Source organism: Streptomyces flavofungini (assembly GCF_030388665.1).
Taxonomy (GTDB): Bacteria; Actinomycetota; Actinomycetes; order Streptomycetales; family Streptomycetaceae; genus Streptomyces; species Streptomyces flavofungini_A.
The window spans coordinates 7591114-7615424 of sequence record NZ_CP128846.1 but is presented as its reverse complement, the minus strand read 5'-3'; the positions used below and the strand labels follow the sequence as shown (position 1 = coordinate 7615424).

The window sequence follows — 24311 nt, the reverse complement described above, 5'->3', positions numbered from 1 at the left end:
CCGTCGTCACCCTCTCGGGCCGACGCTGTCACCCTGAAGGGTTTTCTGCACCCTACGCATGTTCGCCAAACGGTTTTACCCAGTTGGGCGCTTCGGGCGCCGGTTACGGCCGCCGCGGGCCCCCGCGCGCCCCGTACGGACCGTGCACGTCCGGTGACAGCCCACGTCAGTAGAGCACCTGTCCGGATTTCCGGAGGACGGGGCCCTCGCCCGGCGCAACGCACCGAGGGGTGGGTCCCGCCGTGCGGCGGGACCCACCCCTCGGTGGCCGGTGGAGGCTGCGGCCTACTGCACGGCCGTCATCTTCTCCTCGAAGCCCGGGTTCTTCTTCAGCCAGGCGTCGACGGCCTTGGGCTCGTTGTTCTTGCCCGCCTTGTTGATCTCGTTCTCCAGGGAGGCCAGCTGCCCCTCGCTCATCTTGAAGTTCTTGAGCCACTTCGTGAGCTGCGGGTACTGCTCGGGGAAGTCCTTGCTGGAGAGCGTGCGGATCGTGTTGCCCTTGCCGAAGCCGCCCTTGGGGTCCTTCAGCTTCGTGAGGTCGTACTCGCTGTACGCCCAGTGCGGCGACCAGAGCAGGACCGCGATCGGCTCCTTCTTGGCGTACGCGGACTTCAGCTCGGAGAGCATCGCGGGGGTCGAGCCGGCGGCGATCTCGTACTCGCCCTCCAGGCCGTACCCGGGCAGGACCTTGTCCTTCAGCGCCTGCATCACGCCGGTGCCCGGCTCGATGCCGATGATCTTGCCGTTGAACTTGCCGCCCTTGCCCTTGAGGTCCTCCAGGGACTTCACGTCCTTGACGTAGGACGGGACGGCGACCTCCAGGGACGTCGGGCTGTACCAGGAGCCGAGGTCCTTGAGGTTGGCCTTGTTCTTGTCCCAGTACTGCTTCTGGGCGGTCGGCAGCCAGGCGTCGAGGTTCAGGTCGAGGTCGCCCTGCGCGAGGCCGGTGTAGGCCGGGCCCACGTCGGCCGGGGTCAGCTCCATCTTGTAGCCGCGCTTCTCCAGGACGCGCTTCCACAGCTGGGTGACGGCGATGTTCTCGTCCCAGGCGAAGTACGCGGCCTTCAGCGGACGCTTGTTCTCGTCACCGCCGGCGTTCTTCGGCAGGGGCGCCATCTTGTCGAGGACGCCCGGGTTCTTCTTCAGCCAGGTGCGGACGGCCTCCTGCTGCTTGCCCTTGCCCGCCTTGTTGATCTCGGCCTCAAGGCTGGTGAGCTGCTTCTCGCTCATCTTGAAGTCCTTGAGCCACTTGCCGACCTGCGGGTTCTCCTTCGAGAAGCCCTTGCGCGCCAGCGTGTGCACCCCGTCGCCCTTGCCCCAGGCACCCTTCGGGTCCTCGAGCTTCTTCAGCTTGAAGTCGCTGTAGGCCCAGTGCGGCGACCACAGGGTGGTGACGATCGGCTCCTTCTTCGCGTACGCCGACTTCAGCTCGGCGAGCATCGCGGGCGTCGAGCCGTCGACGACCTTGTACTCCTTCTTGAGGCCGTACGCGTCGAGGACCTTGTCCTTGAGCAGACCCATCATTCCGGCGCTGGTCTCGATGCCGGTGATCTTGCCGTCGAACGTGCCGGCCTTGCCCTTGAGGTCCTCGAGGGAGTTGATGTCCTTCATGTACGCGGGGACGGTCAGCTCCAGGGACGTGGGGCCGAACCAGGCGCCCAGGTCCTCCAGGTCCTTGCCGTACTTCTTCCAGTACGTGGCGTGCGTCGTCGGCAGCCAGGAGTCGGTCTGGAAGTCGATGTCGCCCTGCGCCAGGGAGGTGTACAGCGGACCGGCCTCCAGCTGGCTGGTGGTCACCTTGAAGCCGCGCTGCTCCAGGGCCTCCTTCCAGAGGAAGGTGGAGGCGATGCCCTCGTCCCAGGGGATGTAGCCGATCTTGACTTCCTTGCCCTGACCCACGTTCTTGGAGTCGGCCACGGGCTCGGAGTCGTCGTCGCCGAAGATGCCCATGCCGCCCGCGACGAGCGCGAGGGCCACGACACCGGCCATCGCGACGACGGGCCGTGGGCGGTAGTTCCAGACGTTGAGGCCCTGCGCGGCCCGCAGCTTGGCGAGCGCGCGGCGGCCCAGCGGGGAGACCTGGCCGCCCAGGCCGCTGGTGACGCGGTCCAGGTAGATGGCGAGGACCACGATGGAGATGCCCGCCTCCGCGCCGAGGCCGACGTCGAGCTGGCCGATGGCGGCGTTGACGTCGGCGCCGAGACCCGGGGTGCCGACCATGCCGGTCAGGGCCGCCATGGAGAGGCCCAGCATGATGACCTGGTTGACACCTGCCATGATCGTCGGCAGCGCGAGCGGCAGCTGGACCCGCAGGAGGGTGTTGCGCGGCGTGGTGCCGAACGCGTCGGCCGCCTCGACCAGGTCCTTGTCGACCTGGCGGATGCCGAGCTCCGTCATGCGCACGCCGGGCGCGAGCGCGAAGACGATGGTGGCGACGATGCCCGCGGGGGCACCCATGCGGAAGAACAGCAGCGCCGGGATGAGGTAGATCATCGCGGGCAGCGTCTGCATCAGGTCGAGGACGGGCCTGACGATGCCGCTGACCGTCTTGGAGCGGGCCGCCCAGATGCCCACGGGCACGGCTATGACCAGCGCCACGAAGGTGGAGACGAGCACCAGGGACAGCGTCATCATCGCGTTGTCCCACAGCTCCAGGGACTCGATGAACGCGAAGCCCGCGAACGCGAGCACACCGCCGAGCAGGCCGCGCAGCCAGAAGGCGATGACGGCGAGGATGCCCGCCATCAGGAGCGGCTGGGGGCCGGAGAGGACGTCGTAGACGCCGTCCCACATGTTCTGGAAGAGCGTCTTGATGAAGTCGAAGAGCCAGTCCATGTTGCTTCTGGACCACTCGACCGCGTCGTTGACCCAGTCGCCGAAGGGAATCCTAGGCACCGCTGCTCACCTTGCCCACGCTCTTGCCGCCGTTGTCCTTGGCCTGCTGCACCGGGACGGCCGCGCCCTGCGGCTCCGCGGGCGCGGGCTCCCCGAGCACGGCCAGCAGCCGCGCCCGCGGTACGACACCGACGAGCTCGCCGTCGGCGTCGGTCACGGCGACCGCCACACCGCTGGTGGAGCAGGGCGTGAACAGCTCGATGATCGGGGTGTCCTCGGTGACCGTCGCCGGGGCGTCGGCCTGCACGAAGTCCTCGTCGGGGTCGGCCATGATGGCGCCCGCGGTCAGCACCCGGGCGCGGTCGACGTCCTGCGTGAACGCGGCGACGTAGTCGTTGGCCGGGGTGACGAGGATGTCCTCGGACGTGCCGATCTGGACGATGCGGCCGTCGCGCATGACGGCGATCTGGTCGCCGAGGCGCATGGCCTCGTTCAGGTCGTGGGTGATGAAGACGATGGTCTTCTTCAGCCGCTTCTGCAGTTCCAGGAGCTGGTCCTGCATGTCGCGGCGGATCAGCGGGTCGAGCGCGCTGAACGACTCGTCCATGAGCAGCAGGTCGGCGTCCGTGGCGAGCGCGCGGGCCAGGCCCACGCGCTGCTGCATGCCGCCGGACAGCTCGTCGGGCCAGGACTTCTCCCAGCCCTTGAGCCCGGCGAGCTCCAGGGCCTCAAGGGCCCGCTTCTCGCGCTCGGCGCGCGGCACGCCCTGCACCTCGAGGCCGTACGCGGCGTTCTCGAGGACGCTGCGGTGCGGGAACAGGGCGAAGTGCTGGAAGACCATGCTGATCTTCTTCGAGCGCACCTCGCGCATTTCGCGCGCGCTGAGCTTGGTCAGGTCCTGCCCGTCGAAGAGCACCTGCCCGGCCGTCGGCTCGGAAAGCCCGTTGAGCATGCGCAGCAACGTGGACTTGCCGGAGCCGGAGAGACCCATGACGACGAAGATCTGGCCCGGTTCGACGGTGAAGGACGCGTCGATCACCGCGGCGGTGGTTCCCTTCGCGCGCAGCTCTTCACGGTCGGCTCCGTGGCGGAGTTTCTCCACCGCGTCATCGGGTCGTCTGCCGAACACCTTGTACAGGTGCTCGGCTTGCAGCCTGGACACATACACCTCTCGGGTTGAACCAAGACGGCCCGCCTCCCCCGCCGGCGGGCCGTGGAGCGGCGCGGGTCTGCCCGCTCGCCCGTATCAAGAAGTTGAAAACTCGACCGGGTTCGCTCCGCGTGCGCGCCTGCCCTCGCTCACAGGAGCCAAACCCAAGAGTGTCCCAGGTCACATCCCTCACTGCTCTTCGACTGTTCTTGTCGGTGCCGTGCGGCATGATGCGCACGTGACTCAAGCAACGCGGCGGCTGATGCTGCTCGACACGGCGTCCTTGTACTTCCGGGCCTACTTCGGGGTCCCCGAGTCCGTGCGGGCCCCGGACGGCACCCCGGTGAACGCGGTGCGCGGCCTGCTCGACTTCATCACCCGCCTCGTCCAGGACCACCACCCCGACGACCTGGTCGCCTGCATGGACGCCGACTGGCGCCCGCACTGGCGGGTGGAGCTCATCCCCTCCTACAAGGCGCACCGCGTGGCCGAGGAAGCCCCCGCGGGCACCCCGGACCCGGACGCCGAGGAGATCCCCGACACCCTCTCCCCGCAGGTCCCCGTCATCGAGGACGTCCTGGACGCCCTCGGCATCGCCCGCGTGGGCGTCGCGGCATACGAGGCCGACGACGTGATCGGCACGTACGCGGCGCGGGCCACGGGCCCGGTCGACATCATCACGGGCGACCGCGACCTGTACCAGCTCGTGGACGACGCCCGCGGCATCCGCGTCCTCTACCCCCTGAAGGGAGTGGGCACCCTTCAGGTGACCGACGAGGCGTGGCTGCGCGAGAAGTACGGCGTGGACGGCTCCGGCTATGTGGACCTCGCCCTGCTGCGCGGCGACCCGAGCGACGGCCTGCCCGGGGTGCCCGGCATCGGCGAGAAGACCGCGGCCAAGCTGCTCGACGCCTTCGGCGACCTGGCCGGGATCATGGCGGCGGTCGACGACCCCCGGTCCAAGCTCACGCCGTCGCAGCGCAAGCGCCTGGACGAGTCCCGCGCCTATGTGGCCGTGGCCCCGAAGGTGGTCCGGGTCGCGAGCGACGTGCCGCTGCCGGACGTGGACCTGGCGCTGCCGCGCGAGCCGCGCGACCCGGCGGCCCTGGAGGACCTCGCGACCCGCTGGGGGCTCGGCGGGGCCGTGCACCGGCTCCTGTCGGTGCTGCCGCGGTGACCTTCCCCGCGCCGCGGCGACCTCTCCGTGCCGCGGCGACCTCCCCCGCGCCCCGGTGACTTTCCCCATGTCCCGGAGACCTTTCCACGCGTCCCGGGCGCGATGCTAAGTTAGGCTTACCTAACCAATAGCGTTTCAGGGGAAGGCCGACCGCCATGGCAGAGCGACCCGCACGCAGGACTCCCAAGCCCCACATCGCGCAGGTCGTGCGCACCGAGCAGCTGACACCACACATGCGGCGCGTGGTCGTCGGCGGCGAGGGCCTTGCGGAGTTCACGGCCGGGGACTGCACGGACCACTACGTGAAACTGCTCTTCGCGCCCGACGGCGTGACGTATCCCGAGCCCTTCGACCTCCAGCGGATACGCGAGGAACTGCCGCGCGAGCAGTGGCCGGTGACGCGTACGTACACGGTGCGCTGGTGGGACCCCAAGGCCCGCGAGCTCGCCCTCGACTTCGTCATCCACGGCGACGAGGGCCTCGCCGGGCCGTGGGCGCGGAGCGTCCGGCCGGGCGAGACGGTCCGCATGCTCGGCCCCGGCGGCGCGTACGCCCCGGACCCCACCGCCGACTGGCACCTCATCGCCGGTGACGAGAGCGCCCTGCCCGCCATCGCCGCCGCCCTGGAGTCCCTGCCGGAGGGCGCCGACGTGCGCGCCTTCGTGGAGGTCGAGGGCCCCGAGGAGGAACAGCACATCGACACGCACGCCCAGGTCGTCTGGCTGCACCGGGGCGGGCGCCCCGTCGGCCAGGCCCTGGTCGAGGCGGTCCGCGCGCTCGACTTCCCCGCCGGTGACGTGCAGGCCTTCGTGCACGGCGAGGCGGGCTTCGTGAAGGAGCTGCGCCGCGTCCTGCGCGTCGACCACCAGGTGCCCCGCGAACGCCTCTCCGTCTCCGGCTACTGGCGCCTCGGCCACAACGAGGACGGCTGGCAGGCCTCGAAGCGCGAGTGGAACGCCCAGGTCGAGGCGGAGCAGGAGCAGACGGCGGCGTAGGGACCGCGCCGGCACGCGGTCCCGGTGCACGGCGCACGCCGCCAGGCGGTGCCGTCGCGCGACGCCGGACGAGGGCGGTCACCCCGAGCGGGGGTGACCGCCCTTCTTTGCCCGCCCCGGCCGGGACGGGCGCCACAGCCGTGCCGCAGCCCCCTCCTCAGGCAGCCGTGCCGTACGCCCCTTCCTCACACAGGCGTGCCGTACACCCCCTCCTCACGCGGCCCTGCCCCGCACACCCCCTCACCCGGCCGCCGCCCCCGCCCCGTCCCCCTTGATCCGCGCGTGCAGATGCATGTCGTGCCAGCCGTCCTCGTGCAGCATGGCGCTCCGCTTCGTGCCCTCCGGCGCGAAACCGGTCTTCAGGGCCACGCGACAGGACGCCTCGTTGGCCGTGGCGTGGCTGAGTTCCAGACGGTGCAGGCCGACCACGTTCAGCGCCCAGTCGGCGAGCGCGGTCACCGCACGGGGCGCGACGCCGCGGCCGCGGGCCCGGGGCAGCGTCCAATAGGCCATCTCCGCCTGACCGTCGGAGAAGATGATCTCGCGCAGGGCGACCCGGCCCGCCACCTCGTCGGTGACCGCGTCCGCCACCGCCCAGGTCGCGGTCCGCTCCTCGGACCAGTCCGCGCGCCAGCCCGCGATCCACTCACGGGCCTCGTCCTCGGAGTCGGCCACCCGCGCGTGCCACCGCTGCAGCACCGGGTCCTGGAACGCCTCGTACACGGCGGGCGCGTCCGTGGGCGCCCACGGACGCAGCAGCAGGCCGCCGGCGGCGGGAAGGGTCGGTTGCTCCTGGCCGGCGAAGGTGCCGGACTCCACCACGTTCGGGATCTGGTAGGGCATGCCGTCATCGTGCAGCGCGGCCGCCGCACAGGACAGCGATTTTCCGCGGCGGGGCGCACGGCCGCCCCGGCGTCACCGCGCCCCGTACCCTTGCCCGGTGTGACTCGCAGACGCCGCACTCCGCCCGCTCCCCTGCCGCAGCGCGACGGCGTCGACCCCGTGCGGGTCCGGCTGCCGGACGGCGCGGACTGGACGACCGTACGGGACCATCTCGTCGACCGGCTCGCGGCGCCGCCCGGCGTGGTCGACGCGATGCTGAGCGAAGGCCGGGTCGTCGGCGCCGACGGCGGCCCGGTGGCTCCGGACGCGCCCTACGCCCCCGGCGTGTACCTGTGGTTCCACCGGGATCTGCCGGACGAGCCCCGGGTGCCGGACACCATCGACGTGGTGTACCGCGACGAGCACATCGTCGTCGCCGACAAGCCGCACTTCCTCGCCACCATGCCGCGCGGCAGCCACATCGCGGAGACCGCCCTCGCCCGGCTCCGCGCCGAACTCGGCATCCCCGCGCTCGGCGCCGCCCACCGCCTGGACCGGCTCACCGCCGGGCTGCTCCTGTTCACGGTGCGCCCCCGGGAACGCGGCGCCTACCAGACCCTGTTCAGCGACCGCCGGGTGCACAAGGAGTACGAGGCCGTGGCCGCGTACGACCCCGAAGCGGCCCTGCCCCGCACCGTGCGCAGCCACATCGTCAAGGAGCGGGGCGTCCTCGCGGCCTACGAGGTCCCGGGCGCCGAGCCCAACAGCGAGAGCCGCGTCGAACTCGTCGAGCACGACGGCCGCCTGGGGCGCTACCGGCTGCTCCCGCACACCGGCCGCACCCACCAGCTCCGCGTCCACATGAACGCCCTCGGCCTGCCCATCCTGGGCGACCCGCTCTACCCCGAGGTGCGCCCGCCGGTGGCGCCGGACGACTTCCGGCGCCCCCTGCAACTCCTCGCCCGCGTCCTGGAGTTCACCGACCCCGTGACGGGCGCCGCACGCCGCTTCGAGAGCGGCCGCAGCCTCGGGGCCTGGTCGGCGTACGACACGTGGGCCGGGCAGGCGCGGGACCGCTGAGCCCCGGGGGAGGCTCAGCGGCGCCCGGAGTGCTCAGTAGCCCCGCCACCACTCCAGGAAGCGGCGCCACGCGCCCTTGCGCCGGACCGGCGCCGCCGACGGCTCCGGGGGCGGGGCGACGGGAGCGACCGGCTGCGGCAGGGCGGCCGACACCTCGGCCGGCCGCGACGCCGGGACGGTCACCTCCCAGTGCTTGCGCGGCGTCGGTACGTGCGACATCGGCCGGGCCTTGACGTCCTGCGGCGGCCGCTTGCCGAACTGCACCGGCAGCTCCACCAGGTGCCGCGAGAGGATCGACGACCGCCACCTCAACTCCCGCTCGTCCACGGCGAGTTCCACATCGGGCAGCCGCATGAGCAGCGCGTCCACGCCGGTGTCGGCGATGGCGCGGCCGATGTCCTGGCCGGGGCACTCGTGCGGCCCGCCGCCGAACGCGAGGTGGGAGCGGTTGCCCTGCATGTTCGCGGACAGGTCGGGGCGTACGACAGGGTCGACGTTGCCCGGCTGGATGCCGAAGAGCAGGCCGTCACCCTTCTTGATCTGCTGGCCGCCGAGCTGGGTGTCCTGCTTGGCGAAGTAGCCGCACATCGCGCTGAACGGCGGCTCGTCCCACAGCGACTGCTCGACCGCCTCGGGCACGGTCATCTGGCCGCCACTGAGCTGGGCGCGGAACCGCGGGTCGGTCAGCACCACGCGCAGCACGTTCGCGATCAGGTTCGCCGTGGCCTCGTACGCCGCGATCAGCACCAGACGCAGATGGGCGGCGACCTCGTCGTCGGTGAGCTGCGCGGGCTGGGCGATGAGGGCGCTGGTGAAGTCCTCCTCGGGCTGGGCGCGGCGGCGCACGCAGTGGCGGGTGAGGGCCTCCATCACGTACGCGTTGCTCTCGATGGCGGTCGCGGTGCCCTTGATCATGTCGCGGGCCGCCTGCACCATGCGCTCGCTGTAGTCCTCGGGCATGCCGAGGACGTGCAACATCACCATCATCGGCAGCTGCTCGGCGAACTGGCTCACCAGGTCGGCGTGGCCGGTCTCGCAGATGTCGTTGAGGAGTTTGTTGCTGTAGCGGTTGATGTGGCGGCGGATGCCCCGGTGGTCCAGGCCCGCCATGGCGCCGGTGACGGCTCCGCGCAGCCGCTGGTGCTCGGCGCCCTCGGCGAAGGTGGCCATCGGCTGCCAGGTGAACACGGGCGCGAGCGGGTTGTCCGGGCCCGCGGTGCCGTCCTTGACGGCGGTCCACTGCCGGGAGTCGCGGGTGTACTGCGACGGCGTACGGATCATGTGCAGGTTCTCGCTGTGGCCGAGCACCGCCCAGAGGCGTACGTCGTTGTGGATCAGCGCCGGGGCCACCGGGCCGTGTTCGGCGCGCAGCTTCTCGTACACGCCCGCGAGGTCCTGGTCGGCCTCGGGGCCGTACAGGCGGCGCAGTCCGTCGCGGCCGAAGCCGGATGACTGGTGGGCGGGGCAGCCGGGAGGCGGGGCGGCGGCGGGGTCGGTGCCGGTGCTCGATGGGGAGTGGGGAGAGTGCCGGGAGGGGGTCGTCACGGTGGTGGCTCCGGGGTCGTGAAGGTTCCGGGATGGGGCGGGTTCCGGGCGTGTGCGGTACGGGGGAAGGGGGTGGGCTCAGGTCCTGGTCGCGGAGAGGGAGTGCAGGTAGCGCATGAGCGTGAGGAGCGTGTCCCTGCTGGAGACCCGCTGCCGGGCGTCGCAGTGCACGATCGGCACGCCCTGCTCCAGGTCGAGCGCTCTGCGCAGGGCGTCCATCGGGTGCCGCGGCGCGTCGGGGAAGTCGTTGACGGCGATGATGAAGGGCACGCCCTTCTCCTCCAGGCGTCCGATCACGTCGAAGCTGACCTGCAGACGGCGGGTGTCGATGAGGACGACGGCGCCGAGCGCGCCTTCGAAGAGGCCGTTCCACAGGAACCAGAACCGCTCCTGGCCCGGGGTGCCGAACAGATAGAGCACCAGCTCCTCGGAGATGCTGATCCGGCCGAAGTCCATCGCGACGGTCGTCGCGGTCTTGGTCTCGGAGCCGTAGTTGTCGTCGACGCCGATGCCGGCCTGCGTCATGGTCTCCTCGGTGGTCAGCGGACGGATCTCGCTGACCGAGCCCACCATCGTCGTCTTGCCGACTCCGAACCCGCCCACGACGACGACCTTCACGGCGGCCGCGGCCGTGGCGGGCAGGACGTCCTGCGCGCGGGGTCCTGTGATCGCGCCGGAGGTGAGCGTGTCAGAGCTTTTGAAGTCCATGCATCACCGCTTCGAGAAGGGAACGGTCCGGGAGTGCGGAGCGCACGATGGGCGCGCGCGCCAGCACTAAGTCCGCCGCGAGCATGTCCGTCAGGACCACGGTCACCACGCTGAACGGCAGGGCCAGGTAGGCCGACAGCTCCGCGACGGACAGCGGCGTCCGGCACAGCCGCACCACGGCGGACTGCTCGGGCTGTGCCGTCGGGGAGGGATCGCCCTTGGCCACGATCAGCGTGACCAGGTCGAGCGGCGCCCGTTCGGAATCCTCGCCGGTGAGGATGTAGAGCCGCTCGGGGTTCTCCGGGCTGCGGCGCTCACGTCGGACGGGCACCTCCGCCTGGAAGCGGGCATCGGGTTCATCGCCTTGCGGGGGGTGTAGCGGATGAGTCATACGGCCTGCCCGTCTCGCCGCGGCGGGCTCGTGAGGTGCGCGCCGATCCGCACGACCAGGTCCCGCATGCGGTTGCCGATGAGTCCGGCGTCGACGGTCTCCTCGGCGAGCACGGCGAGGTAGGCCCCGGCTCCCGCCGCCATCATGTAGAAGTAGCCGCCGTTGACCTCGATGATGACCATCCGCATCTTGCCGTCGCTCTCCGGGATCTCGGTGGCCACGGCGGCGGCGAGGCTCTGCAGCCCCGCGCAGGCGGCCGCGAGCCGGTCGGCGGCGTCCGGGTCGCCGCCGTGGCGCGCGATGCGCAGCCCGTCCGCGGAGAGCACCACGATCTGCCGGGTGCCGTGGACGCCGTCGGCGAGTTCCTTGAGCATCCAGTCGAAGTTGGCCCGCTGCTGGATCACTTCCAGCCCCCCTCATCGGCGTTGTCGGTGCTGCCGTGGTCGTTCTCGTTGCGGACCTGTCGCTGGGCCGCCGGGTCGCCGGGGCGGTCGCCCTCGGTCGGGTCGTCGCCGTTGACGCCCTTCATGAACGCCTCGATCCACAGACCGGGCTCCTTCTCCTCCTTCGGGGCGGGCGGCGGTGGCGGCGGGGCTGCGGCCATGGCCGCCTCGGCACGGCGCTGGGCCTCGGCCTCCTGCGCGTAGCGCTCGCTGAGCGACATCTTGACGCGACTCCTGCGCTGCGGAAGGCCGTTGGCCGTCCACTCGGTGACTTCGGGGATCTCGTCCTCCATGGACGCTGTGAGCGGCATGGAGGGGCGGGGCACCGTGGTGACCTTGCGCGGCTTCTTGCGGCGGATGTCGCGGGCCTCTTCGATGATCGTGCCGTCGGCGTTCACCCGCGGCACGGCGGAGGCGCCGATGCCGTGCGCGAGCCCCGGCGCGGCCTCGGTGGTGATCATGTCGCGCGGCACGATGAGGACGGCCCGCACGCCGCCGTACGCGGACTGTCTGAGCGACACCTGGAGGTTGTACATCTGCGAGAGCCGCCCGACGACGGCCATGCCGAGGCGGGGCGTCTCACCGAGGTCGTTCAGGTCCATGCCCTGCTGGGCCTTCTCCAGCATTCGCTCGGCCCGGGCGCGGGCCTCCTCGCTGAGGCTGACGCCGCCGTCCTCGATCTCCACGGCGATGCCCGTCTGCACCTCGACCGCGGTGACGTGCACCCGGGTCTGCGGCGGCGAGTAGCGCGTGGCGTTGTCGAGCAGTTCGGCGCAGGCGTGGATGAGCGGCTCCACCTTGGTGCCGTGGATGTTGACCTTGGCGATGGAGTGCAGGTCGACGCGCTGGTACTCCAGGATCCGGGACATGGCGCCGCGCAACACGCTGAACAGCGGTACGGGCTTGGGCCACTGGCGTCCCGGGCGGGCCCCGCCGAGCACGGTGATCGAGTCGGCGAGGCGGCCGATGAGGGCCGTGCCGTGGTCGATGCGCAGCAGGTCGTCGAAGACCTCGGGGTTGCGGCCGTGGAACTCCTCCATGTCGCGCAGTTCCGCGGCCTGCTGGTGGACGATGGACTGCACGCGGCGCGCGATGTTGACGAAGGCGCGCTGCGAGTTCTCCCGCATGGCCTCCTCGCGGTCGAGGACGTCCAGGATGGAGCGCAGCAGGATGCGCTGGGCCTGTGGGAGCCGGCGGTTGGTCTCGTCGCCGTCGATGACGTGGCGGATGACCTCCGAGGGCGCCTCGCCCTGCCGGACCCGGTAGAGGGTCTCCGGCAGCAGGTCGCGGCCGAGGCGGACGGTGTCATCGTCGTAGGTCTCGATGCGGTGCTGGAGGTGGGCGATCTGCTTCGCGTGGCTCCGGTTGAGGTCGCGGATGACGCGGCCGCGGCGCGCGGCCTCGGCGCCGACGGCGACGACCACGAGCGTGGCGATGGCGCCGCACCAGCCGACCGCGATCCGGGCCGGTTCGGTCACCGCGGCGACGGCGGCTCCCGTCGCCGCCGCCATGACCATGGCAGGCAGCAACAGCACGCGTGCGTAAGGGACTTCTCGGCCACCGGGAGGCGATTGAACACTCACCATGTATGCCCTCTGAACACTCGTCTTGGGGGAGGAAGTTGGGGATCGGTACGGAGGTGACGCTGGTAACGCATGTGGTGCATGTGATCGATGTGGGGGTATGCGGGGGTGTGATCCGGTGCGCGTCTTCCGCCGGGTCGAACGCCCCGCGCGAGAAAACGAACTTTCGAAACATGCGCGAACAAGCGCGCGAATCTGTCGCAACTCGTTCAACTCGCCGCGCTTCGGGCGAGCTTAGTCCGCTCGCATCACGCTGGAGTCATATTCGGCAACCCTCTGCGAGCGCCCTCCCAGGGGCATACACTCTGCTCCATTTACACGGATGGCGATCGAGACGCTGCACGCAGTGACGATCCGGGGCGCGCCCGGCGGGCCGGCACCGGCGCGGACACAGCGAAGGCCCCCACCGGTTTCACCCGGCAGGGGCCGCCCCAGAGCTGATGTGCGTCAGCCGAAGTACGTCAGCCGACGGAGCTGTACGCCACCACTCCGCGCAGCAACTGCTCCACCGCCTTGCGCGCGTTCTTCCCGACCGTGCTGTCCTCGCGCGGCGCCGCCGCCGAGATCTGCCCGAGCACGTCGATGACCTGCTTGCACCAGCGCACGAAGTCACCGGCCGGCATCTCCGCCTCCCGCAGCACCTCGTCGAGCCCCTTGCCGCTCGCCCACATGTACGCCGCCCAGGCGAAGCCGAGGTCGGGCTCGCGCTGCCCCACGCCCTCGGCCTGGCTGATCTTGAACTCCTCCTCAAGGGCGTCGAGGCGGCCCCAGATGCGGACCATCTCGCCGAGCGCCGCCTTGGCCCCGCCCGCGGGCAGCTTGGGCGCGAGCGCGTCGTCGCCGACCCGGGCCTCGTACACCAACGCCGAGACGCACGCGGCCAGTTCGGCGGGCCCGAGGCCTTCCCAGACCCGGGCGCGCAGGCATTCGCTGGCCAGCAGGTCCAGCTCGCCGTACAACCGGGCGAGGCGCTTGCCGTGTTCGGTGACCTCGTCACCGCGCAGGTAGTCCAGCTCGGTGAGCAGGGCCACGATGCGGTCGAAGGTGCGGGCGATGGTGTTCGTCCGGCCCTCGATGCGCCGCTCCAGCTGCTGGGTGTCGCGCCGCAGGCGGTAGTACCGCTCGGCCCAGCGGGCGTGGTCCTCGCGCTCGTCGCAGCCGTGGCAGGGGTGCGCGCGCAGCGCGGCGCGCAGCCGGGAGATCTCGCGGTCGTCGGCGGCGGCCGCACGGCCCTTGCGATGGCGCTCGGGCACGATGTGCCCGGCCTTGGTGCGCAGCGCGGAGGCGAGGTCGCGGCGCGACTGCGGGGAGCGCGCGTTGAACGACTTCGGGATGCGCATCCGCTCCACGGCCTCGACGGGCACCGGGAAGTCCATCGACGCGAGCCGCTTGACCTGCCGCTCGGCGGTGAGCACCAGCGGGCGCGGCCCGTCCTGGTGCTCGAAGCCGCGGTGGCCGTTGGCCCGGCCCGCGGGCAGCCCGGGGTCGAGCACGAGCGCGAGGCCCGCGTACTTCCCGGTCGGCACGTGGATCACGTCGCCCGGCTTGAGCTTCTCCAGCGCGGCCGCGGCGGCGGCCCTGCGCTGGTTGGCGCCCTGCTTGGCCAGTTCGTTCTCGCGGTCCTTCAGCTCGCGGCGCAGCCGCGCGTACTCCTCGAAGTCCCCGAGGTGGCAGGTCATCGAGGCGTGATAGCCCTCGAGACCCTCTTCGTTCTTCTGCACCTGCCGGGAGATCCCGACGACCGACTTGTCGGCCTGGAACTGCGCGAAGGACGTCTCGAGCAGCTCGCGCGAGCGGTGCCGCCCGAACTGCTCGACCAGGTTCACCGCCATGTTGTACGACGGCTTGAAGCTGGAGCGCAGGGGGTAGGTGCGGGTGCCCGCGAGGCCCGCCAGGTGCTCGGGGCTCATGGCGCGCTGCCACAGGACGACCGCGTGGCCCTCGACGTCGATGCCGCGGCGGCCGGCGCGGCCGGTCAGCTGGGTGTACTCGCCCGGGGTGATGTCGGCGTGCTGTTCGCCGTTCCACTTCACGAGCTTTTCCAGGACCACGCTGCGCGCGGGCATGTTGATGCCGAGCGCGAGGGTCTCGGTGGCGAACACGGCCTTCACCAGGCCGCGCACGAACAGCTCCTCCACGACCTCCTTGAAGGTCGGCAGCATGCCCGCGTGGTGGGCGGCGATGCCGCGCTCCAGGCCCTCGAGCCATTCGTAGTAGCCAAGGACGTGCAGGTCCTCGTTCGGGATGGACTCGGTGCGCTCCTCGACGAGTTCACGCACCCGCAGGCGCGCCTCGTCGTCGTTCAGCCGCAGTCCCGCGTACAGACACTGCTGCACAGCGGCCTCGCAGCCCGCGCGGCTGAAGATGAACGTGATGGCGGGGAGCAGGTCCTCGGCGTCCAGGCGCTCGATGACCTCGGGGCGGGCCGGGGTCCAGATCCGTGACCGCGACCGGCGCTCGCGCTCGCGGTCGGCCTCGCGGACCATCTTGCCCTTGCGGCGGTCCCGCGGGTTGTAGGACCGGCTGGCCTCCAGACGGGCCATCCGGGTCAGGTCCGGGTTGACCGCCTTGCGCTGGCCCTCGCCCTCCTCGAAGAGGTCGTACATCCGGCGGCCCGCGAGCACGTGCTGGAACAGCGGCACGGGGCGGTGCTCGGAAACGATCACTTCGGTGTCACCGCGGACCGTGTCCAGCCAGTCCCCGAACTCCTCCGCGTTCGAGACGGTGGCCGAGAGCGACACCAGCGTGACCGACTCCGGGAGGTGAATGATCACTTCTTCCCAGACGGCGCCGCGGAAGCGGTCGGAGAGGTAGTGCACCTCGTCCATGACCACATGGCCGAGGCCGCGCAGGGACTGGGAGCCCGCGTACAGCATGTTCCGCAGGACCTCGGTGGTCATCACGACCACCGGTGCCTCGGAGTTGACGCTGTTGTCGCCCGTGAGCAGGCCGACCTTGTCCGCGCCGTAGCGCTTGGCGAGGTCCGCGTACTTCTGGTTGGAGAGCGCCTTGATCGGCGTGGTGTAGAAACACTTCTTGCCCTGCTGGAGAGCGAGGTGCACGGCGAACTCGCCGACGATCGTCTTGCCGGAGCCCGTGGGGGCGGCCACGAGCACGCCCTTCCCGGCTTCGAGCGCCTGGCACGCCTCGATCTGGAAGGGGTCGAGGCCGAATTCGTACATCTCGCGGAAGGACGCGAGTGCGGTGGCCTGCTCGGCGGCACGCTGACGCGCCGCCGCATACCGCTCGGCCGGTGAGAGGTCCTCTGTCATCGTGCTTTCGAGCCTACCGGGCACCACTGACAACGGACGATCATTATCGGGACCGGGATGAATCCGCAGGTGGCGGGGGTGCGGCGGGTGAGGCGCGGGCGCCCGGGACGGCTCACGGCCCGAGGACGCGCACCGCCCCCGGCACACAGACGGCGGTCAGCGGCAGCTCCCCGAGGCGCTCCCCGTCCGCGTACCCGGTGGTGCCGGCCGCCTCGATCCGCACCTTCGCGGCCCGGTGCACGGTGACCTTCGGGTGGCCCAGATGCGTGCCCTTGTAGACCCGCGGAAAGACCTTCAGGAGCGTGGTGCGGCTGCAGTCGCCGACGACGGTGACGTCGAAGAGCCCGTCGCTCATGTCGGCCCCGGCGCAGATCCGCATGCCGCCGCCGTACGACGTGCCGTTGCCGATCGCCACCAGGGTGGCGTCGACCTCGTGGACGGCGCCGTCGTCCAGCGTGACGCGGTACGGAACCGGCTTGAAGGCGGCCAGTTCGGCGAGCATCGCCAGGTCGTACTTGAACCGTCCGGTGGGCCAGCGCATGCGGTTGCCGCGGTCGTTGACCCGCGAGTCGAACCCGGAGGCGAGCACCGTCCCGAACCAGGTCGCGCCGACCCGTCCGAGGTCGACGTCCCGGATCCGCTCCTCCTTCAGGGCCGCGGCGACGAGGGCGCCCGCCGCGGCGGGGTCCCGCACGGGCAGGCCGAGGGCACGCGCGAAGTCGTTGCCGGTGCCCACGGCGATCACCCCGAGCGGGGTGCGGGTCCCGGCGACGGCCTGGAGGGCGAGGCTCGCCATGCCGTCGCCGCCGACGGCTATCAGGGCGCCGGTGCCCCCGTCCACGGCGGCCCTGGCCCGGCGCAGCGCGTCCCCGGCGTCCTCGCCGATGACGGTCCGTACGGAGAATCCGGCGGCGCGCAGGGCGGCGGCGGCCGGCTGCGCGGCGTGCGCGCCCCGGCCGCGGCCCGCGGTGGGATTGACGAAGAGGGTGATCTCGCTGGTCACGGGCGGACCCTACAAGGCGGTCCGCCGCGGCAACCAGTCGTCCGTGCTGTCAGGGGGCTTCCGCGCCGTCAGGTGACGTCGTCGTAGCCGTTGTACCGGGACCCGCGGCTCTCGGAGCCGCTGCCGCCGGTCTGTTCCGGCAGCGCCTTGGCGGCGCGGACGGGCTCGTTCCCGTTGATCGGTTCGGGGGTGAGGTCGAGGTCGGAGGCCTCGTCGTCGTCGAGGTCGGCGTCCGGGTCGGCGCGTCGGCGGCGTTTGTCGTTGAGGACGGAGAAGCCGACGGCGAGGAAGTACAGGACGACGATGGGCCCGGCGAGCGCGAGCATGCCGACGGGGTCGGTCGTCGGGGTCGCCACCGCGCCGAAGACGAAGACGCCCATGACGACGCCGCGCCACCAGCCGAGCATGCGGCGCCCGGTGACCATGCCGGTCATGTTGAGCATGACGAGCAGCAACGGCAGTTCGAAGGAAGCGCCGAAGACCAGGACCATCCGGACGCTGAAGTCGAGGATCTTGTCCATCGGCAGGATGTTCTCGGAGCCCTCGGGCGTGATGCCGAGGAGCACCCGGATGCTGACGGGCATGATCACGTACGCGAGCCAGGCGCCGCCGAGGAACAGCGGCACGGCGGCGGACACGAAGGCGTAGGTGTACTTGCGCTCGTTCTTGTGCAGTCCGGGCGCGACGAAGGCCCAGAGCTGGTAGAGCCAGATCGGGCTGGCTCCGATGATGCCCGCCATGAGGGACACCTTCACCGTCGTGGTGAAGGGAGAGAGGAGGTCCGTGTACGCGACGGTGGCGCACTCACCGCCGGTCGTCGGCATGCCCTCCTTGCAGCGGGGCACGGGGTCGGCGAGGAACTCCATGAGTTGCTCGCTGTAGAACGCGGCGACGATCGCGACGATCGTGATCGCCAGCATCCCCTTCGCGAGCCGGTTGCGGAGCTCGCGCAGATGGTCCGCGAGGGGCATCCGCCCCTCGGGGTCCCTCTCCTTCTTGCGGGCAGACTTGAGCAACCCACGTCCTCATCTCGTGCGGCAGGCCGGCGGTGGCAGCCGGCCTTGGATCAGCGCTGCGTCGTGCGGTCGGTCGGCTCGGCGACCGGACGGGAGCTGGTCACGTCGCCCGGGGCCGCCTGGATGGTGCGGGGCTGCTGCTGCGGGGCGCTCTGGTCGGCGGGCGCGGGCGGGTCGGCCGGGGCCTTCTCGTCCTGCTTGCCGTCCGACTTCATGGCCTTGGCCTCGCTCTTGAGGATGCGCGCCGACTTGCCGAGGGACCGGGCCATGTCCGGGAGCTTCTTCGCACCGAAGAGCAGGACCAGGATGACGAGGATCAGGATGATCTCGGTGGGGCCGAGCCTACCCATAGCTGTCTACCTTCTTCACCGAGGCGTCAGATTTCGGGACCGGGTGTCGGACAGTCGTCCGACCACCGGGCTTGGCAGCGATCGTAACCCCCTGGAGTAAACGCAGGGCAATCCCCGTGCATACTCCCAGTTGCGGCCCGCGCCTCACATTTCGGACCACTTCAGCAGCGTACCTGCCGGGTACGGGGAGTTGACAGGCCGCTCCATGCCCCGCCCCGGGGACGGGCCACAGCGTGCGCTCAGCGGAGGTCCCGGCCCGCGTGGGCCACGCCCGTCGCGGCTCTCTCCAGGTCCTCGGCGGCGCGGTTGATCCGCCGCGTCGTCTCGGACACCTGGCGGCCGAGCCGCTGCGCCTCGACGAAGACCTTGACCGCGAACACACCCAGGACGGCGAGGCCGCAGAACCCCAAGCCCACCGCCAGCATCGCCCAGAACATGTGCCGAGCCTAGACGGTCGAGTGCAGCCGCAGCGTCCGCACCCCGCCCCCGGTGAGCAGCTCGACGATGCGTTCCCCCGCGGGCTTGCGCACGGCGGTGCCGCACTCGGGACAAGTGAAGGAGTAGAAGGTCGTACGGCGGCTGGCGCCGATGGCCAACCGCAGGGCACCCGCGGACAGTTCGAAGCGGGCGCGACAGTCCGGGCAGGCCGCCTTGAAGAGAACCGCGGCCACCGACTGGGGCGAAAGGGGCATCAGTGACATACTGCGCAACTCTCCTCAGTTCCGTTCTCCGGCCACCTCTTCGTACGCCGCCAGCGCCTCCTGGGCCGCGCGGCGGGCGCTGTCCGTCAGGTCCTGCGGCGAGACGATACGGCCGTCCCGGCCCAGGCGCAGGGCGAGCCGGCGCAGCGAGGCCGGGTCGGGGGTGCGCAGGGTGATGCGCAGACCGCCGTCGGGCAGCTCCTCCGCGCTGTCGTGCGGGTAGTACTCGGCGACCCAGCGGCCGCCGGGGCCGACCTCGACCACGACCTCGGGGTCCTCGGCGGCGGGCTGCACCAGGCCCGCGGAGAGGTCCCGCAGCTCGACCTCGGGCGGCGCGGACGGCTCGTCCAGGATCTTGATCTCGGCGACCCGGTCGAGCCGGAAGGTGCGGCGCGCCTCGGAGCGGCGGCACCACGCCTCCACGTAGGTGTGGCCGACGCTGACGAGCCGGATCGGGTCGATCTCGCGCTCGCTGAGCTGGTCGCGGGCCGGGGAGTAGTAGCGGATCCAGAGTCTGCGGCGCTCGGAGATGGCGCGGTCCACGTCGGCGAAGACGCCGCCCTCGGACTCGAAGGTGACCGAGAGCCGGGAGCTGGCCCCGGCCGCCTCCCCCGCGGCCTCCTCCAGCTTCGCCGTGGCGCGCAGCAGCGCGAGCCGGTCGCTCTCGCGCAGGCCGGGCAGCGTGGCGACCGCGCGCGCGGCCACGAGCAGCGCCGTGGCCTCGTCGGCGGCGAGTCGCAGCGGCTCGGCCGTGTCCGCGCCGAGGGCGCCGGGGTTGCGCCACCAGATGCGGTCCCCGTCGGTGTCGATGTCGAGCAGGTCGCCGCCGCGGAAGCTGGTGCCGCACAGCGGCAGCACGTCCAGGTCGGAGATCAGCTCGTCGGGGGTGATGCCGAAGGCGCGGGCGACGTCGGCGACGCGGGCGCCGGGGCGCTCGCGCAGATAGGTCACCAGGGACAGCATCCGCCTGGTCTGGTCGATGGCGTTCGCGGCCATTGCTCGCTTCCGTTCCCCTCAGCCCTTGGCCACGGCACGCAGCCGGTCCACGACGTCCGCCCGCAGCTCGGCGGGCTCCAGGACCACCACGTCGGGCCCGAACTCCACCAGCCAGGCGTCGAGCCCGTGCCCGTACGGAATCTCCAACTCGTCCCAGCCGTCGCCGAGTTCCCGGGCGGCGACGGCCTTGGCGCGCAGCGGGTAGCCGGCGCCCTTGCGCAGCCGGATCAGCGCGGTGCCGTCGGCCCGCTCCCCCGCCCAGCTCGCCACGGTCTCGCGCACGGTCACCACGTCGGGCACCTCGGCGCGGAACTTCCCGGCGCGCGAGCGGACCTTGCCGGTGATGCGGGAGAGCCGGAACACGCGCTCGGCCTCCCGGTCGCGGTCCCAGCCCGCCAGATACCAGTGGCCGCGCCAGCACTCCAGGGCCCAGGGCTCGACCTGGCGCTGCTCGGGGCGCGCCGCGGTGGCCTTGCGGTAGTCGAAGACGACGGGGCGCCGGTCGCGGCAGGCGAGCATCAGCGGCTCGAAGGCCGCTTCGTGCACGGGGATGTGCGGCTCCAGGGCGCCGTGCGACTCGTAGGGGTCGACGTCCTCGGGCAGGCCCGCGGCGCGCAGCTTCTGCAGGGCGCCGCTGGCCGCGCCCGCGAGCCTGGCCTGCTGCCAGACCTTCGCGGCGAGACCGAGGGCGGCGGCCTCCTCGGCGTCGAGCGTGATCGGCGGGAGCCGGTTGCTGTCGCGGCGGGCGAGGTAGCCGACCTCGCCGTCCAGGTTCTCCACCGTCTCGATGACCAGGCCGAGTTCGCGAAGGTCGTCCTTGTCGCGCTCGAACATGCGGTTGAAGGAGTCCTCGGACGCGCTGGAAGCGCCGGAGAGCGCGCTCCGGCCCGGTCCGAAGGCGGCGCCCGGCCCCGGCCCGAAGGCCTCGACGTAGGCCTCGATGGACTCCCGCAGCTCACGCTTGCTGAGCGGACGCCTCGTCCCGAGCAGGCACAGCGCCAGATTCATCAGCCGCTCGGCCTTGGCAATGGCCATCGACGCCCTTTCTCTCTCCCGGTCGACGACCGTACCGCCCCGGGGTGTGGTGGCAAAAGCCGAGGGCTGAGGAAGCCCCCCGGAGGAAGACCGTTGAGGGCGGTGGAGGGAGACGGGAGGGCCCGTGCCGGGGTTGGCAGGGGCCCTCGACGGACACTTCCGGTCGGACGCGGATCGGACCTGGATCCGCCGCGGACACGTCCGGGAGTGACCCAGGGTGACTCAGACCGCGACCAGGTCGCAGACGAAGATCAGCGTCTCGCCGGGGGCGATGCGGCCGCCGCCGGCGCCGCGGTCGCCGTAGGCGAGGTGCGCCGGGATGGTCAGCTCGCGACGGCCGCCGACCTTCATGCCCTGCACGCCCTGGTCCCAGCCGGCGATGACCTGTCCGGCGCCGAGCTGGAACTCCAGCGGGTTGCCGCGGTTCCAGGAGGCGTCGAACTCCTCACCGGTGGAGAAGGCCACGCCCACGTAGTGGACCTTGACGAAGTCGCCCGCCTTGGCGACGGCGCCGTCGCCCTCCCAGAGGTCCTTGATCTGCAGCTCGGTGGGGGGCTCACCGACGGGGAAGTCGACCTCGGGCTTGTCGATGCTCACGAAAAACTCCTGCTCATGTGCGTGATGGACAACCGGGACAGTCTGCCATCCGTCCTGGGGGTGATCACATCTTGGCGAGGATGTCCACGCAGAAGACCAGCGTGGAGTCCTTCTTGATGGAGCTGCCCTGCGGCGGCTTGTCGCCGTAGCCCTCCTTCGGCGGCACGACCACCAGGACGCGGCTGCCGACCTTCTTGCCCTTCAGGCCCTCACGCCAGCCGGGGATGACCTGCGCGAGGGGGAACTGCGCGAGCTGACCGCTCTTGTAGGAGGAGTCGAACTGCTTGCCGTCCGCCCACAGCACGCCCTTGTACTGGCAGAGAAGCGTGTCGCTCTCCTTGACCTCGTCGCCGTCGCCCTCGATGACATAGGCCGACGCGACCTTCTTCGGGGCGTCCGTCTTCGGGATGTCGATGGAGGGTGCCTTGCCGTCGGTGTTCGTCCCGATCTTCGGCAGGTCCTTGTTGTCCTGGGCGACTTCCTTGCCCTTGGCGGAGCTCTTCGTGCTGAAGGTGTTCACGATGTCGACGACGAACACCAGGGTGTCGGTGCCCTTGATGCCCGCCTGCTTGTTGCCCTCCTTGCCGTACCCCAGCTCCGGGGGGATGGCGAGCTCGACGCGGCTGTCGATCTTCTTGCCGACCAGGGCCTGGTCCCAGCCCGGGATGACCTTGCCGACGCCGATCGGGAAGATCGTCGGGGCCTTGCGGTCGTAGGAGTTGTCGAAGACCTTGGCGGTGTCCCAGATCTGGCCCAGGTAGTGGGCCTGGAGGTAGTCGCCCTTGGCGACCGTGGCGCCCTTGCCCGCGATGAGGGTCTTCACCGCGAGGTCGGTCGACGGCTTGCCGGAGCCCTTGGCGACCGTGGGCTTCTCGCCGAACTTCGTGCCCTTGGTCACGGCGGGCACGGGGCCGTCGACGATCTTCGCCTTCGGCGGCGTGGAATTCGACGGGGACGGGCTGTCCTTGGACTTGGCCTTGTCGGACTTGTCGTCGTCGCCGCATCCGGCCAGGGTCAGCAGGCCGGCCGGAACGGCCAGGAGAAGTGAGCGTCGGCGCACGGTGGGGGCCTCGTATCAATCGATCTTGTGGGTTGGCGTGCGCGCAACTCTACGCAGTGAGAAGGGCGCCGTACGAGGAACGTACGGCGCCCCGCGTTGCGTTCCCACAACACCCTGGCGTCTCAGGGGCCACGATCCGGCCACTGTCCGACCGCGAGCCGGTCACCCGGCGGTCATGCCGGCTCACATTCCGGCGATCAGCTTCTCCACCCGGTCGTCGACGGAACGGAACGGGTCCTTGCACAACACGGTGCGCTGCGCCTGGTCGTTGAGCTTGAGGTGCACCCAGTCCACCGTGAAGTCCCTGCGCTGCTCCTGGGCGCGGCGGATGAAGTCGCCGCGCAGCCGGGCCCGGGTGGTCTGCGGCGGCACCGACTTGCCCTCGAAGATCTTCAAGTCGTTGCAGATCCGGGCGGCTTGGCCCTTCTTCTCCAGGAGGTAGTACAGGCCACGACGGCGGTGGATGTCGTGGTAGGCGAGGTCTATCTGCGCGACCCTCGGGTGCGACATGGTCATGTTGTTCTTGGCGCGGTACCGCTCGATGAGCTTGTACTTCATGACCCAGTCGATCTCGGTGGCGATGCGGTCCAGGTCCTCGCTCTCGATCGAGTCGAGCGTGCGGCCCCAGAGCTCGAGGACCTGCTCGACCGTGCCGGTGCGGATGCCGCGGCGCTCGACGAAGTCGACCGCCTTCTCGTAGTACTCGCGCTGCACCTCAAGGGCGGAGGCCTCCCGGCCGCTGGCCAGGCGGACCTTGCGGCGGCCCGTGATGTCGTGGCTGACCTCACGGATGGCCCGGATCGGGTTCTCCAGCGTCAGATCCCGCATCACCGTGCCCGCTTCGATCATCCGCAGCACGAGATCGGTCGCGCCGACCTTCAGGAGCATGGTCGTCTCGGACATGTTCGAGTCGCCGACGATCACATGCAGTCGGCGGTAGCGCTCGGCGTCCGCGTGCGGCTCGTCACGCGTATTGATGATCGGCCGCGAGCGTGTCGTGGCCGACGACACACCCTCCCAGATGTGCTCCGCGCGCTGGCTCACGCAGTACACCGCGCCGCGCGGGGTCTGCAGCACCTTGCCCGCGCCGCACAGCAACTGCCGGGTGACGAGGAACGGAATCAGGATGTCCGCGAGACGCGAGAACTCCCCGTGCCGGGCCACGAGATAGTTCTCGTGACAACCATAGGAGTTTCCCGCCGAGTCGGTGTTGTTCTTGAAGAGATAGACGTCGCCCGCGATTCCCTCCTCGTGCAGGCGGCGTTCGGCGTCGACGAGCAGGCCTTCCAGAATGCGCTCGCCTGCCTTGTCGTGGGTGACGAGCTCGGTCACGTTGTCACACTCGGGTGTCGCGTATTCCGGGTGTGAACCCACGTCGAGATACAGGCGGGCGCCGTTCCGCAGAAAGACGTTGCTGCTGCGGCCCCATGACACAACACGGCGGAAGAGGTAGCGCGCCACTTCGTCAGGCGACAGACGGCGCTGTCCCCTGAACGTGCACGTGACGCCGTACTCGTTCTCCAGCCCGAAAATGCGGCGGTCCATGACTGAA

The 24311-nt window shown here is 70.8% G+C and carries 22 protein-coding genes; 3 read left to right on the top strand and 19 right to left on the bottom strand.

Annotated features, from left to right (window positions below):
* Window positions 1–285: 285 nt before the first annotated feature.
* The gene (locus tag QUY26_RS32655) at window positions 286–2895 is read right to left on the bottom strand and encodes an ABC transporter permease/substrate binding protein (RefSeq protein ID WP_289953055.1); all 2610 of its coding nucleotides are present in this window, start codon (window positions 2893–2895) and stop codon (window positions 286–288) included.
* Window positions 2888–3997, bottom strand: coding sequence for a quaternary amine ABC transporter ATP-binding protein (locus QUY26_RS32650; protein ID WP_289953053.1), 1110 nt, complete (start codon window positions 3995–3997; stop codon window positions 2888–2890). The genes QUY26_RS32655 and QUY26_RS32650 overlap by 8 nt, the downstream gene beginning before the upstream one ends.
* A 250-nt stretch (window positions 3998–4247) precedes the next feature.
* On the opposite strand from QUY26_RS32650, the gene QUY26_RS32645 reads away from it, so the two are divergent.
* Both QUY26_RS32645 and QUY26_RS32640 read left to right on the top strand, forming a co-directional pair.
* The gene (locus tag QUY26_RS32645) at window positions 4248–5162 is read left to right on the top strand and encodes a 5'-3' exonuclease (RefSeq protein ID WP_289956243.1); all 915 of its coding nucleotides are present in this window, start codon (window positions 4248–4250) and stop codon (window positions 5160–5162) included.
* Window positions 5163–5317: 155 nt separating this feature from the next.
* Window positions 5318–6157 (top strand): siderophore-interacting protein, encoded by an 840-nt coding sequence (locus QUY26_RS32640; protein WP_289953051.1) that lies wholly within the window; start codon window positions 5318–5320, stop codon window positions 6155–6157.
* A gap of 240 nt (window positions 6158–6397) precedes the next feature.
* Here the strand turns inward: QUY26_RS32640 and QUY26_RS32635 are convergent, their stop codons facing one another.
* Window positions 6398–7000, bottom strand: coding sequence for a GNAT family N-acetyltransferase (locus QUY26_RS32635; protein WP_289953050.1), 603 nt, complete (start codon window positions 6998–7000; stop codon window positions 6398–6400).
* A gap of 99 nt (window positions 7001–7099) precedes the next feature.
* On the opposite strand from QUY26_RS32635, the gene QUY26_RS32630 reads away from it, so the two are divergent.
* Window positions 7100–8059 carry an RluA family pseudouridine synthase gene (locus QUY26_RS32630; protein WP_289953048.1) on the top strand — a complete coding sequence of 320 codons (960 nt, stop codon included), beginning with the start codon at window positions 7100–7102 and terminating at the stop codon, window positions 8057–8059.
* 33 nt (window positions 8060–8092) lie between these two features.
* On the opposite strand, the gene QUY26_RS32625 is transcribed toward QUY26_RS32630, so the two are convergent.
* The 16 genes from QUY26_RS32625 to pafA all read right to left on the bottom strand — a co-directional run bounded on the left by QUY26_RS32625 (window position 8093) and on the right by pafA (window position 24304).
* Window positions 8093–9604, bottom strand: a complete 1512-nt coding sequence (locus QUY26_RS32625; RefSeq protein WP_289953047.1) for a cytochrome P450 — start codon at window positions 9602–9604, stop codon at window positions 8093–8095.
* A 78-nt stretch (window positions 9605–9682) separates the two neighbouring features.
* Window positions 9683–10312, bottom strand: a complete 630-nt coding sequence (locus QUY26_RS32620; protein WP_289953046.1) for a GTP-binding protein — start codon at window positions 10310–10312, stop codon at window positions 9683–9685.
* Window positions 10293–10703 carry a DUF742 domain-containing protein gene (locus QUY26_RS32615; RefSeq protein WP_289953045.1) on the bottom strand — a complete coding sequence of 137 codons (411 nt, stop codon included), beginning with the start codon at window positions 10701–10703 and terminating at the stop codon, window positions 10293–10295. Before QUY26_RS32615 ends, QUY26_RS32620 begins: the two co-directional genes overlap by 20 nt.
* Window positions 10700–11107: a roadblock/LC7 domain-containing protein gene (locus QUY26_RS32610; protein ID WP_190118949.1), complete on the bottom strand. Its 408-nt coding sequence runs from the start codon at window positions 11105–11107 to the stop codon at window positions 10700–10702. Before QUY26_RS32610 ends, QUY26_RS32615 begins: the two co-directional genes overlap by 4 nt.
* A complete protein-coding gene (locus QUY26_RS32605; protein WP_289953043.1) occupies window positions 11104–12732 on the bottom strand; it encodes an ATP-binding protein in 1629 nt (542 codons plus the stop codon). The genes QUY26_RS32610 and QUY26_RS32605 overlap by 4 nt, the downstream gene beginning before the upstream one ends.
* Before the next feature lie 458 nt (window positions 12733–13190).
* The gene (locus QUY26_RS32600) at window positions 13191–16001 is read right to left on the bottom strand and encodes a DEAD/DEAH box helicase (protein ID WP_289953042.1); all 2811 of its coding nucleotides are present in this window, start codon (window positions 15999–16001) and stop codon (window positions 13191–13193) included.
* A 112-nt stretch (window positions 16002–16113) separates the two neighbouring features.
* The gene (locus QUY26_RS32595; RefSeq protein WP_289953040.1) at window positions 16114–17004 is read right to left on the bottom strand and encodes a diacylglycerol kinase; all 891 of its coding nucleotides are present in this window, start codon (window positions 17002–17004) and stop codon (window positions 16114–16116) included.
* Window positions 17005–17072: 68 nt separating this feature from the next.
* The gene (gene tatC, locus QUY26_RS32590) at window positions 17073–17975 is read right to left on the bottom strand and encodes a twin-arginine translocase subunit TatC (RefSeq protein ID WP_289956241.1); all 903 of its coding nucleotides are present in this window, start codon (window positions 17973–17975) and stop codon (window positions 17073–17075) included.
* Window positions 17976–18070: 95 nt separating this feature from the next.
* Complete coding sequence (gene tatA, locus QUY26_RS32585) at window positions 18071–18370, bottom strand: Sec-independent protein translocase subunit TatA (protein ID WP_289953037.1); 300 nt, start codon at window positions 18368–18370, stop codon at window positions 18071–18073.
* A gap of 239 nt (window positions 18371–18609) precedes the next feature.
* The gene (locus QUY26_RS32580; protein ID WP_289953036.1) at window positions 18610–18807 is read right to left on the bottom strand and encodes a hypothetical protein; all 198 of its coding nucleotides are present in this window, start codon (window positions 18805–18807) and stop codon (window positions 18610–18612) included.
* Window positions 18808–18816: 9 nt separating this feature from the next.
* Window positions 18817–19071, bottom strand: coding sequence for a hypothetical protein (locus QUY26_RS32575; RefSeq protein WP_289953034.1), 255 nt, complete (start codon window positions 19069–19071; stop codon window positions 18817–18819).
* A 15-nt stretch (window positions 19072–19086) separates the two neighbouring features.
* Window positions 19087–20067 carry a helix-turn-helix transcriptional regulator gene (locus QUY26_RS32570; protein WP_289953031.1) on the bottom strand — a complete coding sequence of 327 codons (981 nt, stop codon included), beginning with the start codon at window positions 20065–20067 and terminating at the stop codon, window positions 19087–19089.
* A gap of 18 nt (window positions 20068–20085) precedes the next feature.
* Window positions 20086–21102: a helix-turn-helix transcriptional regulator gene (locus QUY26_RS32565; RefSeq protein ID WP_289953029.1), complete on the bottom strand. Its 1017-nt coding sequence runs from the start codon at window positions 21100–21102 to the stop codon at window positions 20086–20088.
* A gap of 222 nt (window positions 21103–21324) precedes the next feature.
* Window positions 21325–21699: an FKBP-type peptidyl-prolyl cis-trans isomerase gene (locus QUY26_RS32560; RefSeq protein ID WP_289953024.1), complete on the bottom strand. Its 375-nt coding sequence runs from the start codon at window positions 21697–21699 to the stop codon at window positions 21325–21327.
* 64 nt (window positions 21700–21763) lie between these two features.
* Window positions 21764–22759: an FKBP-type peptidyl-prolyl cis-trans isomerase gene (locus QUY26_RS32555; protein WP_289953023.1), complete on the bottom strand. Its 996-nt coding sequence runs from the start codon at window positions 22757–22759 to the stop codon at window positions 21764–21766.
* A 183-nt stretch (window positions 22760–22942) separates the two neighbouring features.
* Window positions 22943–24304, bottom strand: a complete 1362-nt coding sequence (gene pafA / locus QUY26_RS32550; RefSeq protein ID WP_030356247.1) for a Pup--protein ligase — start codon at window positions 24302–24304, stop codon at window positions 22943–22945.
* Between the last annotated feature and the right edge of the window lie 7 nt (window positions 24305–24311).

Bases quoted from the DNA above. Each gene is read 5' to 3' on its own strand.
- tatA (WP_289953037.1), bottom strand. From the start codon at position 18,370: ATGGGTAGGCTCGGCCCCACCGAGATCATCCTGATCCTCGTCATCCTG.
- QUY26_RS32640 (WP_289953051.1), top strand. From the start codon at position 5,318: ATGGCAGAGCGACCCGCACGCAGGACTCCCAAGCCCCACATCGCGCAG.
- tatC (WP_289956241.1), bottom strand. From the start codon at position 17,975: ATGCCCCTCGCGGACCATCTGCGCGAGCTCCGCAACCGGCTCGCGAAG.
- pafA (WP_030356247.1), bottom strand. From the start codon at position 24,304: ATGGACCGCCGCATTTTCGGGCTGGAGAACGAGTACGGCGTCACGTGC.
- QUY26_RS32645 (WP_289956243.1), top strand. From the start codon at position 4,248: ATGCTGCTCGACACGGCGTCCTTGTACTTCCGGGCCTACTTCGGGGTC.
- QUY26_RS32600 (WP_289953042.1), bottom strand. From the start codon at position 16,001: ATGACAGAGGACCTCTCACCGGCCGAGCGGTATGCGGCGGCGCGTCAG.
- QUY26_RS32575 (WP_289953034.1), bottom strand. From the start codon at position 19,071: ATGTCACTGATGCCCCTTTCGCCCCAGTCGGTGGCCGCGGTTCTCTTC.
- QUY26_RS32620 (WP_289953046.1), bottom strand. From the start codon at position 10,312: ATGGACTTCAAAAGCTCTGACACGCTCACCTCCGGCGCGATCACAGGA.
- QUY26_RS32570 (WP_289953031.1), bottom strand. From the start codon at position 20,067: ATGGCCGCGAACGCCATCGACCAGACCAGGCGGATGCTGTCCCTGGTG.
- QUY26_RS32615 (WP_289953045.1), bottom strand. From the start codon at position 10,703: ATGACTCATCCGCTACACCCCCCGCAAGGCGATGAACCCGATGCCCGC.
- QUY26_RS32565 (WP_289953029.1), bottom strand. From the start codon at position 21,102: ATGGCCATTGCCAAGGCCGAGCGGCTGATGAATCTGGCGCTGTGCCTG.
- QUY26_RS32635 (WP_289953050.1), bottom strand. From the start codon at position 7,000: ATGCCCTACCAGATCCCGAACGTGGTGGAGTCCGGCACCTTCGCCGGC.
- QUY26_RS32605 (WP_289953043.1), bottom strand. From the start codon at position 12,732: ATGGTGAGTGTTCAATCGCCTCCCGGTGGCCGAGAAGTCCCTTACGCA.
- QUY26_RS32580 (WP_289953036.1), bottom strand. From the start codon at position 18,807: ATGTTCTGGGCGATGCTGGCGGTGGGCTTGGGGTTCTGCGGCCTCGCC.